The sequence below is a fragment of the Hydrogenophaga sp. RAC07 genome (genome assembly GCF_001713375.1).
Classification (GTDB): domain Bacteria; phylum Pseudomonadota; class Gammaproteobacteria; order Burkholderiales; family Burkholderiaceae_C; genus Hydrogenophaga.
On record NZ_CP016449.1, the window covers coordinates 1,462,259 to 1,476,599 of the forward strand.

The 14,341-nt window shown below is 69.8% G+C and carries 15 protein-coding genes; 10 read left to right on the forward strand and 5 right to left on the reverse strand.

Annotated features, from left to right (window positions below):
• Positions 1–2 precede the first annotated feature (2 nt).
• A complete protein-coding gene (locus tag BSY239_RS06865; protein WP_069046191.1) occupies positions 3–914 on the reverse strand; it encodes a polyprenyl synthetase family protein in 912 nt (303 codons plus the stop codon).
• Between the two features lie 290 nt (positions 915–1,204).
• Between BSY239_RS06865 and ccmA the strand changes: the two genes are divergently transcribed.
• From ccmA to ccmI, 9 genes are read left to right on the forward strand one after another with little or no spacing between them, the layout of a single operon-like run.
• Positions 1,205–1,828 (forward strand): cytochrome c biogenesis heme-transporting ATPase CcmA, encoded by a 624-nt coding sequence (gene ccmA, locus BSY239_RS06870; RefSeq protein ID WP_083239848.1) that lies wholly within the window; start codon positions 1,205–1,207, stop codon positions 1,826–1,828.
• A gap of 50 nt (positions 1,829–1,878) precedes the next feature.
• Positions 1,879–2,544 (forward strand): heme exporter protein CcmB, encoded by a 666-nt coding sequence (ccmB, locus tag BSY239_RS06875; RefSeq protein ID WP_069048840.1) that lies wholly within the window; start codon positions 1,879–1,881, stop codon positions 2,542–2,544.
• 4 nt (positions 2,545–2,548) lie between these two features.
• Positions 2,549–3,292, forward strand: a complete 744-nt coding sequence (gene ccmC / locus BSY239_RS06880) for a heme ABC transporter permease CcmC (protein WP_069046192.1) — start codon at positions 2,549–2,551, stop codon at positions 3,290–3,292.
• Positions 3,289–3,462 (forward strand): heme exporter protein CcmD, encoded by a 174-nt coding sequence (gene ccmD, locus BSY239_RS06885; RefSeq protein WP_069046193.1) that lies wholly within the window; start codon positions 3,289–3,291, stop codon positions 3,460–3,462. Before ccmC ends, ccmD begins: the two co-directional genes overlap by 4 nt.
• Complete coding sequence (ccmE, locus tag BSY239_RS06890) at positions 3,459–3,938, forward strand: cytochrome c maturation protein CcmE (protein ID WP_069046194.1); 480 nt, start codon at positions 3,459–3,461, stop codon at positions 3,936–3,938. Before ccmD ends, ccmE begins: the two co-directional genes overlap by 4 nt.
• On the forward strand, positions 3,935–5,947 hold the full coding sequence (locus tag BSY239_RS06895) for a heme lyase CcmF/NrfE family subunit (protein ID WP_069046195.1): 2,013 nt from the start codon (positions 3,935–3,937) through the stop codon (positions 5,945–5,947). The genes ccmE and BSY239_RS06895 overlap by 4 nt, the downstream gene beginning before the upstream one ends.
• On the forward strand, positions 5,944–6,468 hold the full coding sequence (locus BSY239_RS06900) for a DsbE family thiol:disulfide interchange protein (protein WP_069046196.1): 525 nt from the start codon (positions 5,944–5,946) through the stop codon (positions 6,466–6,468). The genes BSY239_RS06895 and BSY239_RS06900 overlap by 4 nt, the downstream gene beginning before the upstream one ends.
• A 4-nt stretch (positions 6,469–6,472) precedes the next feature.
• The gene (locus tag BSY239_RS06905) at positions 6,473–6,961 is read left to right on the forward strand and encodes a cytochrome c-type biogenesis protein (RefSeq protein WP_069046197.1); all 489 of its coding nucleotides are present in this window, start codon (positions 6,473–6,475) and stop codon (positions 6,959–6,961) included.
• Positions 6,958–8,211 carry a c-type cytochrome biogenesis protein CcmI gene (ccmI, locus tag BSY239_RS06910; RefSeq protein ID WP_069046198.1) on the forward strand — a complete coding sequence of 418 codons (1,254 nt, stop codon included), beginning with the start codon at positions 6,958–6,960 and terminating at the stop codon, positions 8,209–8,211. Before BSY239_RS06905 ends, ccmI begins: the two co-directional genes overlap by 4 nt.
• Before the next feature lie 9 nt (positions 8,212–8,220).
• Here ccmI and bchO read toward each other — a convergent pair whose 3' ends face one another.
• The 4 genes from bchO to hpnC form a co-directional block, all read right to left on the reverse strand.
• Positions 8,221–9,126, reverse strand: a complete 906-nt coding sequence (gene bchO / locus BSY239_RS06915; protein ID WP_069046199.1) for an alpha/beta fold hydrolase BchO — start codon at positions 9,124–9,126, stop codon at positions 8,221–8,223.
• A gap of 10 nt (positions 9,127–9,136) precedes the next feature.
• Positions 9,137–10,960, reverse strand: a complete 1,824-nt coding sequence (locus BSY239_RS06920) for a magnesium chelatase subunit D (RefSeq protein ID WP_069046200.1) — start codon at positions 10,958–10,960, stop codon at positions 9,137–9,139.
• Positions 10,961–10,984: 24 nt separating this feature from the next.
• Complete coding sequence (gene bchI, locus BSY239_RS06925) at positions 10,985–12,016, reverse strand: magnesium chelatase ATPase subunit I (RefSeq protein WP_069046201.1); 1,032 nt, start codon at positions 12,014–12,016, stop codon at positions 10,985–10,987.
• Positions 12,017–12,145: 129 nt separating this feature from the next.
• The gene (gene hpnC / locus BSY239_RS06930) at positions 12,146–13,033 is read right to left on the reverse strand and encodes a squalene synthase HpnC (RefSeq protein WP_069048841.1); all 888 of its coding nucleotides are present in this window, start codon (positions 13,031–13,033) and stop codon (positions 12,146–12,148) included.
• 191 nt (positions 13,034–13,224) lie between these two features.
• Here hpnC and BSY239_RS06935 point away from each other — a divergent pair, with 191 nt between their 5' ends.
• The gene (locus BSY239_RS06935) at positions 13,225–14,334 is read left to right on the forward strand and encodes an efflux RND transporter periplasmic adaptor subunit (protein WP_069046202.1); all 1,110 of its coding nucleotides are present in this window, start codon (positions 13,225–13,227) and stop codon (positions 14,332–14,334) included.
• Positions 14,335–14,341: the final 7 nt, after the last annotated feature.

The window sequence follows — 14,341 nt, forward strand, 5'->3', positions numbered from 1 at the left end:
CTTCAGGCGGCCAGGCGCACGGCGGGGTGGTCGGGCGTGCGTTGCAGCTCGATGCGGTCGCAGGTGCTCTGCGGGATCAGCCGGCTGGCTTCGTGCAGCACCAGCTGGCGCATGGCGTGGCGGCTCTGGCAGGCCGGCACCGAATCGATGGCGGCCTGCATGAGGCCGTGGAAATGGTCGATGGCGCCCACAAGTCCGAGGTCGGCCGCAGCGCTGGGGCGACCGTGCTGGGCGTCCTGCCCGGCGGGTTTGCCCAGCTCATCGGCCTGCATCAACACGTCGCGGATGTCGTCGGCCACCTGGTAGGCCTCGCCCAGGCATTCGCCCAGGGCGCGCCAGCTTTCGGGGTCGGCGCCGGCGGCCTGCGCGCCGGCGCAGGTGGAGGCCACGAACAGGGCGCCGGTCTTGGCGCGCTGGTACTGGCCGAGATCGACCCGGTTCTCGCATTCCCAGGCCTGTCCGGCCACGATGCCGTCGGGCGCGCCGGTGCCGATGCACACGGTATCGATCAGACCGGCGAGGCGGTTGGGGTGCAGTGCGCCCGCACGAGCCAGGATCTGGTAGGCCATGACGATCAATGCGTCGCCGGTGAGCAGGGCCAGCGGCTCCCCGTACAGCTTGTGCACGGTGGGTTGGCCGCGGCGCGTGTCGGCGTCGTCGAAGCAGGGCATGTCGTCGTGAACCAGCGAGGCGCAGTGCAGCAGTTCGATGGCCATGGCGGCGGCGTTGGTCAGCGCAGGGGCGTCTTCGCCGCAGGCACCGGCCACGGCCAGGCAGAGCTGTGGGCGGATGCGGGCGCCGCCGGGGAACACCGCGTGGCGCATGGCGGCCATCAGACGGGGCGGGGCACTGGGGCTGCTGGCCTGGGTCAGTTCGTGATCCAGCGCGGCTTGTATGCGAGTCATCATGTCCATGAGAGCCCCTTGACCGTGGTCGGGATGTCATCGATGTGTGACATCACTGAATGTCAATCTAACATGACACCTCGGAATGTCAAAGGGTCTTTTCTTGTGCAGCGCACACAGGCGCGGCGTCCTGCCGGGGCCTTCCAGGGCAACCTGAAATCGCCCGAATGCCATACGCGCCATGGGTTTTTCCGGTTTGTTGCTCAAAACGTCTGGTGCTATAAGTGTCAAATCAAGTTGACATACGATTTTTGAGACACACCGGTGAAGTCCCCGACATTGCGCACGAAAGTGCTCCCATGACCGCCACACTGGCCCTGAACAAGGTGAGTTGCATCCGCAGCGGACGCACCTTGTTCAGTGGCCTGGACCTGCAATTGCCCGGCGGCCAGTTGTTGCGGGTGGCGGGAGCCAACGGCGCCGGCAAGACCAGCCTGCTGCGCTTGATGTGTGGCTTGCTCACGCCCACGGAAGGTCAGGTGCTGTGGCGCGGCCAGCCAATGGCGGCGCAGCGTGAACAGTGGGGCCGCGACCTCGTGTACCTGGGCCATGCCGCCGCGCTCAAGGACGATCTGTCACCGCTGGACAACCTGATCACCGCCTGCACGCTGGGCGGCCAGGCTGCCGACCGGGTCGGCGCGCTGCAGGCCTTGGGCGATGCCGGCCTGCGCGGCTTCGAGCGCACGCCCGCACGCCGCCTCTCGCAAGGCCAGCGGCGACGCTGCGGACTGGCCAGGCTGGTGCTGGCGCGCGCAGCTCCGCTGTGGGTGCTGGACGAACCCTTCAACGCACTCGACACCACCGCCACCGCCTGGCTCGAAGGCCTGATACGCGCCCAGCTGCTGCGTGGCGGCGCGGTGGTGCTCACCAGCCACCAGGGCGTGTCGCTCGACGACACGCCGCACCAGGTGCTCAGCCTGTGAACACCCACGTGGCCGCGCACCCGACCGCTTCCGCCGCGCCGCAGGGCTGGCTGGAGGGTTTTCGCTGCGTCTTCCAGCGCGACCTGCGCATCGCCGTGCGCCGGCGCACCGATTCGCTGGCCGCGGTGGTGTTTTTCGTGATGGTGGTGAGCCTGTTTCCGCTGGGCGTGGGGCCGGAACCCGCGCTGCTGCGCACCATGGCGCCGGGCGTGGTGTGGGTGGCCGCGCTGCTGGCCTGCACGCTGCCGCTGGCGCGCCTGTTCGCCGACGACCTGCAGGACGGCACGCTCGAACAACTGCTGCTCTCGGCGCACCCGCTGCCCCTGCTGGTGCTGGGCAAGATCGCTGCGCACTGGTGCGGCTCGGTGCTGCTGCTGGTGCTGGTGTCGCCGCTGCTGGCGCTGCAGTTCGACCTCTCGGCTTCTGCCACCGGCGTGTTGCTGCTCACCTTGCTCATCGGTTCGCCGGTGCTCAGCCTGGTGGGTGCCATCGGTGCGGCGCTCACGCTGGGTCTGCGTGGTGGTGGGGTGCTGATGTCGCTGCTCACGCTGCCGCTGGTGATCCCGGTGCTGATCTTCGGCGCGGGCGCGGTCGAGGCGCACTCCGCCGGGCTGGGGGTGGGCGGGCATTTTTCGCTGCTCGCTGCCTTGCTGCTGCTGAGCCTGTTTGCCGCGCCGCTGGTCACCAGCGCTGCCTTGCGCATCTCCATGGAGTGAGCTGATGGCCTCGATCAACTGGTTCCACTACGCAGCACCGCAGCGCTTCTATCCCCTGGCGGGCCGGCTGGTGCCGTGGTTCGGCGCGCTGGCCGTGGTGCTCACCGCCATCGGCCTTTACATTGGCCTGTGGGTGGCGCCCACCGACGCGCAGCAAGGCGAGGCCTACCGCATCATCTTCGTGCACGTGCCCACGGCCTGGATGTCCATGGTGGTCTACCTCGCCATGGCCACCTGGGCGGCCATCGGCCTGGTGTTCAACTCGCGCCTCTCGTCCATGATGGCCACGGCGCTGGCGCCCACCGGCGCGCTCATGACCTTTCTCGCGCTGTGGACCGGTGCGCTCTGGGGCAAGCCCACCTGGGGCACCTGGTGGGTGTGGGACGCGCGGCTCACCTCCGAGCTGGTGCTGCTCTTCCTCTACATCGGCTTCATGGCGCTGCACAGCGCGATCGACGACACGCGCCGCGCCGACCGAGCCGCCGGCCTGCTGGCCATCGTGGGGGTGGTCAACCTGCCCATCATCTATTTCTCGGTGCAGTGGTGGAACACGCTGCACCAGGGCGCCTCGGTCAGCATCACCAGGGCCCCCAGCATGGCCACGCCCATGCTGCTGGGCATGCTGGTGATGGCGCTGGCCTGCTGGATGTACTGCATTGCGGTGGCCCTGGCCCGCGTGCGCGTGATCATGCTTGAGCGTGAACGCCACGCGCCCTGGGCGCGGCAGGCACTGGAGGGCATGGCATGAACAGCTTGAGTGAACTGCTGGCCATGGGCGGATATGGCCTGTATGTGTGGGGGTCGCTGGGCATGTGCGCTGCGGTGGTGGTGGCCGAGCTGATGGTGATCCGCTTTCGCCGCCGCCTGCTCGCGCAGGAGGTGATGGATGAGCGTGCCACCGGGGAGACCACGGCATGAAGCCGCGCAACCGCCGGTTCGTTGCCCTCGCCGTGGGCCTGGCCACGCTGGCTGCGGCCACGGCACTCGTGCTCAATGCCTTCAACAGCAACCTGGTGTTTTTCTTCAGCCCCACGCAGGTGGTGGCCAACGAAGCACCGAAGGAGCGCAACTTTCGCGTGGGTGGCCTGGTGGAGCAGGGCAGTGTGGTGCGTGAACCCCAAGGGCTCACCATCCGCTTCAAGGTGACCGACACCGCCCAAAGCATTCCGGTCACGTACACCGGCCTGCTGCCCGACCTGTTCCAGGAAGGCAAGGGCGTGGTGGCGCAAGGCAAGCTGGGCATTGACGGCGTGTTCCGTGCGGAGCAGGTGCTGGCCAAGCACGACGAGAACTACATGGCACCCGAAGCGGCCGAAGCGCTGGACAAGGCGCGCAACGCGAACGCCATGCCCGGACAGACCTCGCTGGTGCTGCCCCAAGGAGCCCAACCGTGATCCCCGAACTCGGTCATTTCGCCGCCGTGCTGGCGCTCGTGATGGCACTGGTCCAGAGCGTGTTTCCGCTGGTGGGTGCGCACCAGGGCCGCCGGCACTGGATGGCGCTGGCCCGCCCGGCGGCCTTTGCGCAGTTCGTGCTGCTGCTGGTCTCGTTCGGCTGCCTCATGCACGCCTTCGTCACCAGCGATTTCTCGGTGCTGCTGGCCGCGCAGAACTCGCACACCAGCTCGCCGTTGATCTACCGCATCACCGCGGTGTGGGGCAACCACGAAGGCTCCATCCTGCTGTGGAGCCTGATCCTTGCGGGCTGGACATTGGCAGTGGCCGTGTTCTCAAATCAGCTCGACGAACCCATGCGCGCCCGCGTGCTCGGCCTCATGGGCCTGATCAGCGTGGGCTTCCTGCTCTTCACGCTGCTCACCTCCAACCCCTTCGAGCGCCTGTACCCGGTGCCGCTCGATGGCAAAGACCTCAACCCGCTGCTGCAGGACCTGGGGATGGCGATCCACCCGCCCATGCTCTACATGGGCTACGTGGGTTTTGTGGTCGCTTTTGCATTTGCCGTGTCGGCCCTGCTCGCGGGCCGGGTGGACGCGGCCTGGGCGCACTGGTCGCGCCCCTGGACCACCATGGCCTGGTGCTTCCTCACGGTGGGCATTGCGCTGGGCAGCTTCTGGGCCTACTACGAACTCGGCTGGGGCGGCTGGTGGTTCTGGGACCCGGTGGAAAACGCGTCCTTCATGCCCTGGCTGGTGGGCACGGCACTCATCCATTCGCTCTCGGTCACCGAGAAGCGTGGGGGCTTCAAGCTGTGGACGGCGCTGCTGGCGATCCTGGCGTTTTCGCTCTCGCTCTTGGGCACCTTCATCGTGCGATCGGGCGTGCTCAGCTCGGTGCATGCGTTTGCCACCGACCCGGCGCGCGGCCTGTTCATCCTGGTGTTCTTCACCCTTGTGGTGGGCGGCTCGCTCACGCTGTTTGCCTGGCGCGGTCCCAGGGTGGGCGGTGGTGGCGCGTTCGAATTGCTCTCGCGGGAGAGCCTGCTGCTGGCCAACAACGTGCTGCTGGTGGTGGCCGCCGCGGCCGTGCTGCTGGGCACGCTCTACCCCTTGCTCATCGACGCACTCGGCATGGGCAAGCTCTCGGTGGGCCCGCCGTACTTCAACGCGGTGTTTGTGCCGCTCATTGCGCCGGCCTTGTTCCTCATGGGCGTGGGGCCGCTGGCGCGCTGGCGGCAGGCCTCGCTGGGGGATCTGGCGCACCAGCTGCGCTGGGCCGCGGGTGTGAGCGTGGCCAGCGCGGCGATCGCGCCGCTGGTGCTGCAGCGCTGGTCGCCGCTCACCGGCCTGGGGCTGCTGCTGGCGGTGTGGGTCGCGAGCACGGCGGTGCTCAACCTGGTGCAACGGTTGCGCGCCCATCCTTCTTCGGCCTGGGTCGCGTTCCGTGCCCAGCCGGGCAGCTACTTCGGCATGTTGCTGGCGCACTTCGGGGTGGCGGTGTTCATCGCCGGGGTCACGGTGGTGAGCAGCTTCCAGACCGAGAACGACGTGCGCATGGAAGTGGGCCAGACCGCCGAGGTGGGTGGCCACAGCATCCGGCTCGACAGCATGGACCTGGTGCAGGGGCCGAACTACACCTCGGCCAAAGCCACGCTCACTGTGAGCCGCGATGGTGAACTGGTGGCGGTGCTGCACCCCGAGCGGCGCATTTACACCGTGAGCCGCACGGCGATGACCGAAGTGGCCATCGACCGCAGCGTGATGCGCGACGTGTACGTGGCGCTGGGTGAGCCGGTGAGCGAAACCGCCTGGAGCGTGCGCCTGCACCACAAGCCCCTGGTCAACTGGATCTGGGGCGGATGCTTGCTGATGGCGCTGGGAGGACTGATGGCCGTGATGGACCGGCGCTACCGCGTGCGCAAGGCGGCCGTGGTGGCGCCCGCGCCGGTGGCGGTTGGCGTGGGCGCAGCACGCCCGGTGATGACGGTGCGGAGCGCGCGCCCATGAAGCGCTACCTGTGGCCGCTGGCCATCTTTGTGGTGATGCTGGGTTTTCTCGGCATGGGCCTGCAGCTCAACCCGCGCGATGTGCCGTCGCCGTTGATCAACAAGCCGGTGCCCGCGTTCCGCCTGCCCACGCTCGCCGCACCCGACACGCTGGTGGCGCCCGACGACCTGCGCGGCCAGGTGTGGCTGCTCAACGTGTGGGCCTCGTGGTGTGTGGCCTGCCAGCAGGAACACCCGGTCCTCATGGACCTGGCCAAAACCAGCGCCGTGCCCCTGATCGGCCTGAACTACAAGGACCAGCGCCACCTGGCGCTGACGTGGCTGGGCAAACACGGCAACCCCTACAAGACCACGCTGTTCGACAGGGACGGCCGCGTCGGCCTGGACTTCGGTGTCTACGGCGTGCCCGAGACCTATGTGATCGACAAACAGGGTGTGATCCGGCTCAAGTTCACCGGCCCGGTCACGCCCGAGGCGGTGCGCGACAAGCTGCTGCCCTTGATGAACGAACTCGGTGCCTGAGCCCATGCGTGTTGTGCTGATGATCCTGGTGTTGGGCTGGCTCCTGGGGCCGGGCGGGGTGGCCGCGCAGGCGCCGGCTGAATCGAAGGCCGCGCCCTTGTCGGCCGACCCGGTGCTGGAAGCGCGCGTGCTCAAGATCGCCGAAGAGCTGCGCTGCCTGGTGTGCCAGAACGAAACCATCGCCGCCTCGCAAGCCGACCTGGCCAAGGACCTGCGCCAGCAGATCCGCGAGCAGCTCACGCAAGGTCGTACGCAGGAAGACATCCTGGATTTCATGGCGCAGCGTTATGGCGACTTTGTGCTCTACCGGCCACCGCTCAAGTTCAGCACCGTGCTGCTGTGGGCCGGGCCGTTTGTGTTGCTGCTGGTGGCTGCGGTGGTGCTGTTGATGAACATCCGACGGCGTGATCCGTTGGCCGAGCCAGCGCCTTTGAGTCCCGCCGAACTGCAGCGCGCCCAGCGCCTGCTCGACGATGCCGGAGGCACGCCATGACCGTGTTTGTTGCTCTCGCGTTGGCACTGCTGGCGCTCGCGCTGTGGCCTCTGTTGACGGTGCTGTGGCGCACGCGTGCGACCGCCGTGCCCACCATGCCGCAGCAGGCCAACCTGGCGCTGCTGCGCGAGCAGCGTGCCCAACTGGATGCGGAGCACGCCGAAGGCAAGCTCTCATCCGCGGAATTCGAGCAGGCGCGCGAGGAACTGGCGCGGCGCGTGATCGAGGAGTCGGCGCCGCTGGACCAGCGTGTGCGCACCACCCACCGGCACGGCACCGCCACCGGCTTGCTGCTGGCCGTGCCTGCGCTGGCCATCGGCTTGTATGTCTGGCTCGGTGAGCCCGACGCGGTGCGCTTCGAAGCTGAACTCGCCCGGCAGGAGGGCGCCTCTGACGGCGATGTCGACGCCATGATTCGCCAGATGACCCAGCAACTCGAGGGCCGCCCGCCCGGGCAGAAAGCCGATGCCTCCGCCTGGGAGATGCTGGCCCGCGCACACGCCAGCCGCCAGCGCTTTGCCGACGCCGACAAGGCCTACCAGCGCGCGCTGGAGCTCACCCCCGACAACGCCGACCTGCTCGCCGACCGTGCCGATCTGCTGTCGCTGCTGCAAGGCCAGAGCGCCGACGGGGAGCCCATGCGCCTGGTCAACCGGGCGCTGGCGATCGACCCGGGCCACCCCAAGGCGCTCGCCCTGGCCGGCAGTTCGGCATACGGCCGCCAGGACTTTGTGGCGGCTGCAGCGTTCTGGCAACGCGCCCGAGAGCGCGCCGCGCCGGGCAGCCCCTTTGCTCAAGGATTGGAGAGCAGCCTGGAAGCCGCGCGGGCCGGCATCGCATCACAACCTGGTGGCGCGGCGCGCCTGGCCGCAGCACCCGCCGACCCGGCGCCGGCCGCGTCCAGCCACCCCGGCGTGCATGGGCAGATCACCATCGCGCCCGAGTTGCAAGCCAGGCTCGCGGCGGGCGACACCTTGTTCGTGTTCGCGCGCCCGGTGCAAGGTCCGCGCATGCCGCTGGCCGTGATGCGCGTGGCGGCGAGTGCTGGCCCCGTCGCTTTTTCTCTTGACGACAGCCAGGCCATGGCGCCCGAGCTTCGCGTGTCGATGCACGAACAGGTGGTGGTGGAGGCCCGAATCAGCCGCACAGGGCAGGCCATGCCCCAGAGCGGCGACCTGCAAGGCAGCAGCGGCCCGGTGCCGAGCAACAGCGCGCAATTGCAGATCCGCATCGACAGCGTGGTGCCCTGAGGCAAGGCGTCAGGCGCGTGCGTTGAAGCGTTCGTTGATGAGCCGCGCCACCGTGTCGGGCTGCTCTTCGTGCGCGAGGTGCCCCAGGCCGTCGAGCTGCAGGTACTGCGCGTTCAACGCCGACGGAAGCCGGGCCATGGCGCGGGTGGCCTGCTCGGGCGGCACGGTGCGGTCGCGTTCGCCCACCACCAGATCCAGCGGCACGGCCAGGCGGGGCAGGTCGCGCCAGAGGGAGTCGAGATCCCAGTTGGCCATCATGCCCAGCGCGCCCGCCGCGTGTTCGGGGCTGCTGACGAGCTGGCGGTAGAGCGCCGTGCCGGTGGCGTCCAGCGTGGAGCCGGTGCTCAGCAGCAGGCGCTGCAACACGGCGGGTTCGTTGGCGTGCCAGGCGAACAGGCGCGGCACGAACGGCGCAGACGCCATGAGCTTGGCCACCGGCGAAAACAGGCGACCCGCCAGCCCTCCCAGCGGCATCAGCGCAGCGTTGAGGCCCAGCACCGAACGAGGCGTGGCCAGGCCGTCCAGGCACATCCGCACCGCCACGGCCGCACCGGCCGAATGACCCACCAGCATCGCCGGGCTGAGGGCCAGCGTCTGCAGCAAACCATGCACCGCGCGGGCCATGCCGGGCAAGGAAAGTTGCGGCGACCCCACGCCGCCCGGCGGCATGCCGGTGAAGGCGTGGCCGGGCAGGTCCATGGTCACCACCTCGAAGCGCTGCGCGAGCAGCGGCGCGAGGTCGCGCCACGAATGCGTGGAGGCGCCGGTGCCGTGCAGCAGCACCAGACAGGGCGCGCCTTCGGGGCCGGCGAACCGCTGCACATGCCACTGCAGGCCGGACGCCCACACGAAGCTGCTCAGCGCGTGGTGCGGCCAGCGGGGGCCGTCGCGTTGCCAGTCGAGGGCTTGACCCATGTTGAACGGTTCAGCGTGCGCCGGGCACACTCGCCAGCCGCACGGCCTGCGACAGGCCGGCCGCGCCCGCGTGTGGCAGCGGCACACAGGTGGCGCCCATGCGCTCGGCCATCTGGCGCGAAGCTTCGCCCGGTTGCGCCGAGGTGTCGATGAGCAGCGCTGCGAAACCGGCGAGGCGGAACGCGTCGGCGGCGGCCAGCGCGTCTTCGGTGGCCTGGACCCGGCCGTGGCGACCGTCGCGAGCCACGTTGGCGCGGCCGTCGGTGAGCATCACCACCACCGGCGTTTCGCCCTGGCGCCCGATCTGCTGCGCGAGTTCGCGCGCGGCTTCAATGCCGGCCGCCAGCGGCGTGCCGCCACCGCCGGGCAGCGCGGCCAGGCTGCGCTTGGCACGCGCCAGCGAGCGCGTGGGCGGCAGCAGCAGCTCGCAGCCCTCGCCGCGAAACGCCAGCACCGCGACCTTGTCGCGCCGCACATAACACTCGGCCAGCAGCAACTCCACCGCGCCCTTGGCCTCGGCCAGGCGGTGCAGCGCAGCCGAGCCCGAGGCGTCCACCACGAACAGCGTGGTGGTGGGCCGGCGCTGGCGGAAGCGCACCACGTGAAAGTCCTCGCGCCGCACCTGGATGCGCTTGGGGCCATCCGCTCGTTGTTGACGCAATCGCTGCCAGGGCGCGGCGGCGCGCAGCGTTTCCAGAATGTGCAGCCTGGCCCCCGAGCGGGGTTCGGCGCGGCGTGTGCCCACCGGGCGCCCGCGGTTCTGGTTCTTCATGAGCTCGCCCGAGCGGCCAGCGGCCGCGGCGCGCGCTTGCCGGGCCTGGCCCATCTGCAAGGCCGCCAGCAGGCCCGGGGGAATGGCGGCGCGCACGGCTTCGATCAGGCGGTCGTCCAGTGCGCCGGGGGCTTCCTCCTCGTCCTGCGTGTTCTCCGTTTCGTCTTGCGGTGAGTCAGGGGGTGGCGTGTCCTGAGCGTCGTCTTCATCGGGTGCGGCCTCCTGCGCTTCGGCCGGTGGCGGGGGCGTGTCGTCGGTTTCTTCCGCCGGTGGTGCGGGCACGCGGGTGGCGCGTGGCGCCAGCACAAGGCGCGCCGCCAGCGAGGCGTGCACCTCTTCGGCCTCGTCCATGCCCGACAAGGCTGCTGCAGCGCGCGCCACGCGCACCGCGAGCAGGGGCGCGCGCATGGAGTACACGCCCCACACCAGCGAGGCGGCACACAACGCCTGCACCACGCTCTCGGGAACGACCACCTGGGCCAGGCGCGCGCGCGCCTCGGCGATCTCGGTGCGTGTCCAGTCCACCGGCGCATCGTCGTCCGATGCGGCGGCCTGCAGCACCAGGTGAAAGGCCACGCGGTCAAGCAAGGTGGCGGGCATCTGTTCTTCGTCACCATCGCCTTCGTCCAGCGCCACCAGCGCCACGCGCGCGGGGCGGCGCTGCGTGAGGCCGTCGCGCTCCAGCGCCACCACCTGCGTGTCGAGCACGGCCGAAAGTTGCGACGCCACACCGGCACCCACGCGCTCGGCCATGGCCAGCAGCAGCACACCGCCGTCGCAGCGTGCGAGCAATCCGAGTTGGGCCACCGGGCGCCCGGCGTGCAGGGTGGCGGCCAGATCGAGCCCGCCGAGCAGGGCCGAGTCGGTGGCGTGCAGGGGCACGCGGTGCATGGGGGTGCTGGCGGGCAGGTTTTCGCGCAGCAGGGTGAGCCAGGCGTCGCGCAAGGGGCCGGCGCTTGCGCGCAAGGCCACGCCACCGAGGCCAGCCGGGTCCACCGCCAGCAAGGCCGCGACCAGGGCCGCGTCGGCGTTGGGAACCGGGGATGTGAGGGTGTCGAGCATCGGTGGTGAGCCCGAGACCCGCGCTCAGGCGCCCATCAGTTCGGCAACGGCGCGGTCGACCCGGGCCGTGGAGCCGGCGTTGTCCAGTGGATTGCGGCGCAGACGGTGGCGCAGCGCGGGGCCGGCCACACGTTTGAAGTGCGCGTCGGTCACGGCGGCATCGCCCTGCAGCGCGGCGATGGCGCGCGCGGCGCGGATGAGTGTGAGGTCGCCGCGCAGGCCGTCGGTGCCCAGCGCCATGCACAGGGCCGCGGCGCGCTGGCGTGCGGCGTCGGTGATCTCCACGTCAACCAGGCGTTTGCGCGCCGCCACGAGTTTGCGGCGGATGCGTTCGTCTTCCTTCTGCCAGCTCGCGATGAAAGCCTCGCGGTCCTGTTCAAACGCATCGCGCCGGCGCACCACCTCCACGCGCTCCTGCAGCAGCTCGGGTGTCTTCACCTCCACCGACAAGCCGAAGCGGTCCAGCAGTTGCGGACGCAGTTCACCTTCTTCGGGGTTGCCGCTGCCCACCAGCACAAAACGCGCGGGATGGCGCACCGACAGGCCTTCGCGCTCGACCACGTTCTCGCCCGAGGCGGCCACGTCGATCAGCAGATCGACCAGGTGGTCTTCGAGCAGGTTGACTTCGTCGATGTAGAGAAAGCCGCGGTTCGCCTGCGCCAGCAGGCCGGGTTCGAAAGCCTTCACGCCCTGCGAGAGCGCGCGCTCCAGATCGAGCGCGCCGACCACACGGTCTTCGGTGGCACCCAGGGGCAGGTCGACCACGGGCACGGGAATGAGGTGGGTCTTGGGGGGCGGCTGGTCGGGGCCGCGAAGCTGGGCGCAGTCGGCGCAGCGGCTGGCGGGGTCGGCCGGATCGCAGCTGTAGCGACACCCGTTCACCGCCCGCATTTTCGGCAGCAAGGCGGCCAGCGCCCGCACCGCGGTGGACTTGCCGGTGCCCCGGTCACCGAGGACCAGAACACCTCCGATGGAGGGATCGATGGCGGCGATCAGGATCGCCGTTTTCATCTCGTCTTGACCAACTATCGCGGAGAAAGGGAATGCCTGTGCCATGGAAAATCAGTATGGCACAGGGTCTGCGCTCACCACCCCAGAGCTTGTACGGGGGGCGCGGCCTTCAGTGGCATTTCAGCGACTGCAACGGCTTGCGTGTCACCTGCGCGATGCGATGTGCGCGCGACTTCACATCCACAGCGCGCGCCACGCCAGCCGCGGCAGGTCGGCGCGTTGCAGCGTCACACGGGTCTGCCAGCTGCGGTGACCGTCTTCTTCGATGGCGTCCAGGATGCGCAAGCCACCTTGCACCACCAGGCGCAGCTCCCACCCGGCCCGCCCCGGCACCCGCCGCGCCAGCGGAGCGCCCAGCTGCATGAGGCCGCGCGCGTAGGCACAGAGCTCGGCCACCACGGCTTGGCGATCGGGGGTCACCTCCAGCGTGGGCTGTTCGAAGTCGGCCACCTGCAGGCCATGGCGGTGCAAGGTGTCGGCCGGCAGATAGCAGCGCCCGTTGGGCAGGTCGCGGCTGATGTCCTGCCAGAAGTTGATGAGTTGCAGCGCGCTGCAGACCTGGTCGCTCTGCTGCAGCGAGCGCGCGTCGTGCACGCCGTACAGGTGCAGCAGCAGCCGCCCCACCGGGTTGGCCGAAAGGCGGCAGTAACCCAGCAGTTCTTCGGTGTTCTCGTAACGGTGCTGTTGCGCGGTGTACCGCACGTCTTGCTCGAAGGCGCTCAGCAGGTCGTGCAGCAGTTGCGTGGGCAGGTCGTGGCGCGCAATGGCCAGACCCAGCGGGCCGAACACCGCCGGCCAGCGCTCGGGCGCGGGCACCACGGCGCCGCCGGCGGCCTTATCGATGCAACGCGCCAGCTCGCTGCGGCAAGCGGCCAGATCGGCCAGCCGCTCTGCGGCTGTGGCCTGGCCTTCGTCTGCGATGTCGTCGGCCGTGCGGGCGAACCGGTAGATGGCTGCGACCGTGGGGCGCAGCCGGGGCGGGCAGAGCCACGAAGCCACGGGGAAGTTTTCATAGTGCCCCACGCCCGGGCCCAGGGCGCCCAGCGCGCCGGGGTTCGCCATGCGTGCCGCCTCAGCCTGACCGTGGGCGCGGTCGTCTGTCGGTGGCGGGGTGGCGGGCGTGGGTTGCGTCATGAATGGGGTGTGATTTTCGTCGGAGATTTTGATTACTAACCGGTCAGTCAGTAATATACGGGCCTTGTCGGCGCGTGATCTTGCCGCGCCCCACCCATTTTCACAACGTCCTGACCGCCATGAAAACGCCGCATCTTGTCCTGATCATGACCGCCACGCTCGCCTTGGCGGCGTGCGCGCCCGCTCCGGCGCCCACCGAACCCATCCGGTCGGTCAAGCTGATGACGGTGGGGGCCAGCGCCTTGGGTGCCCAGACCGAGTACGCGGGTGAGGTGCGGGCGCGCACGGAATCCCGGCTGGGCTTTCGGGTCGGGGGCAAGCTGGTGCAGCGCCCAGCCCAGGTGGGACAACGGGTGAACACGGGTGCGTTGCTGGCCCAGCTCGACGCGCAAGACCTCGTGCTCTCCAGCCAGGCCGCCCAGGCCCAGGTGAGCGCGGCGCAGACCCAGCGCGATCTGGCTGCGGCCGACCTCAAGCGTTACCAGGACCTGCTGGCCCAGGGTTTCGTGAGCGGCGCCGAGATCGAGCGCCGGCAGGCGACGCTGCAATCGGCCGAAGCCACGCTGCGCCAGGCGCGCGCCCAGGGCACCGTGCAAGGCAACCAGGCGGCATATGCCCGCTTGCTGGCCGACGGGGCGGGTGTGGTGCTCGCGGTGGACGCCGAGGTGGGGCAGGTGGTGGCCGCCGGCACGCCCGTGGTGCGCGTGGCCCTGGACGGTCCGCGCGACGTGGTGTTTGCGGTGCCCGAAGACCGCCTGGCCGCGCTGAAGACCGGCCAGGCCGCGCAGGTGCGCCTGTGGTCGGGTTCACCTGCGGGCGATGCTGCGCCCCTGAGCGCGGTGGTGCGCGAGGTGGCGGCCAGTGCCGACCCGGTCACACGCACCTACCAGGTGAAGCTGTCGCTGACCGAGGGCGCCACCGCACCGCTGGGTGCCACGGCCTACGTGACGATGGCGCCGCCCGCCGGGGCGCCGACCGCGGCCATCAAGCTGCCCACCTCGGCGCTGATGCGCTCCGAGGCCGGCGACCGCAGCGGCAGCGCGGTCTGGGTGTTTGACGCCGCCAGCAGCACGGTGCAGCCACGCCCGGTGGTGGTTGCCGGTGCCGATGGCAACGAGATGGTGATCGCCTCGGGCCTGAAGCCGGGCGACGAGGTGGTGGCCGCGGGTGTGCATGTGTTGTCGCCGGGGCAGAAGGTGACACGTTTTGTTGGCGCGGCCACGAAGTGAGGACCGC

Excerpts from the sequence above, each read along its gene's own strand:
- ccmA (WP_083239848.1), top strand. The coding sequence starts at position 1,205 with ATGACCGCCACACTGGCCCTGAACAAGGTGAGTTGCATCCGCAGCGGA.
- BSY239_RS06935 (WP_069046202.1), top strand. The coding sequence starts at position 13,225 with ATGAAAACGCCGCATCTTGTCCTGATCATGACCGCCACGCTCGCCTTG.
- BSY239_RS06865 (WP_069046191.1), bottom strand. The coding sequence starts at position 914 with ATGGACATGATGACTCGCATACAAGCCGCGCTGGATCACGAACTGACC.
- bchO (WP_069046199.1), bottom strand. The coding sequence starts at position 9,126 with ATGGGTCAAGCCCTCGACTGGCAACGCGACGGCCCCCGCTGGCCGCAC.
- bchI (WP_069046201.1), bottom strand. The coding sequence starts at position 12,016 with ATGGCACAGGCATTCCCTTTCTCCGCGATAGTTGGTCAAGACGAGATG.
- BSY239_RS06905 (WP_069046197.1), top strand. The coding sequence starts at position 6,473 with ATGCGTGTTGTGCTGATGATCCTGGTGTTGGGCTGGCTCCTGGGGCCG.
- ccmD (WP_069046193.1), top strand. The coding sequence starts at position 3,289 with ATGAACAGCTTGAGTGAACTGCTGGCCATGGGCGGATATGGCCTGTAT.
- BSY239_RS06920 (WP_069046200.1), bottom strand. The coding sequence starts at position 10,960 with ATGCTCGACACCCTCACATCCCCGGTTCCCAACGCCGACGCGGCCCTG.
- ccmI (WP_069046198.1), top strand. The coding sequence starts at position 6,958 with ATGACCGTGTTTGTTGCTCTCGCGTTGGCACTGCTGGCGCTCGCGCTG.
- hpnC (WP_069048841.1), bottom strand. The coding sequence starts at position 13,033 with ATGGCGAACCCCGGCGCGCTGGGCGCCCTGGGCCCGGGCGTGGGGCAC.
- ccmC (WP_069046192.1), top strand. The coding sequence starts at position 2,549 with ATGGCCTCGATCAACTGGTTCCACTACGCAGCACCGCAGCGCTTCTAT.
- ccmE (WP_069046194.1), top strand. The coding sequence starts at position 3,459 with ATGAAGCCGCGCAACCGCCGGTTCGTTGCCCTCGCCGTGGGCCTGGCC.
- BSY239_RS06900 (WP_069046196.1), top strand. The coding sequence starts at position 5,944 with ATGAAGCGCTACCTGTGGCCGCTGGCCATCTTTGTGGTGATGCTGGGT.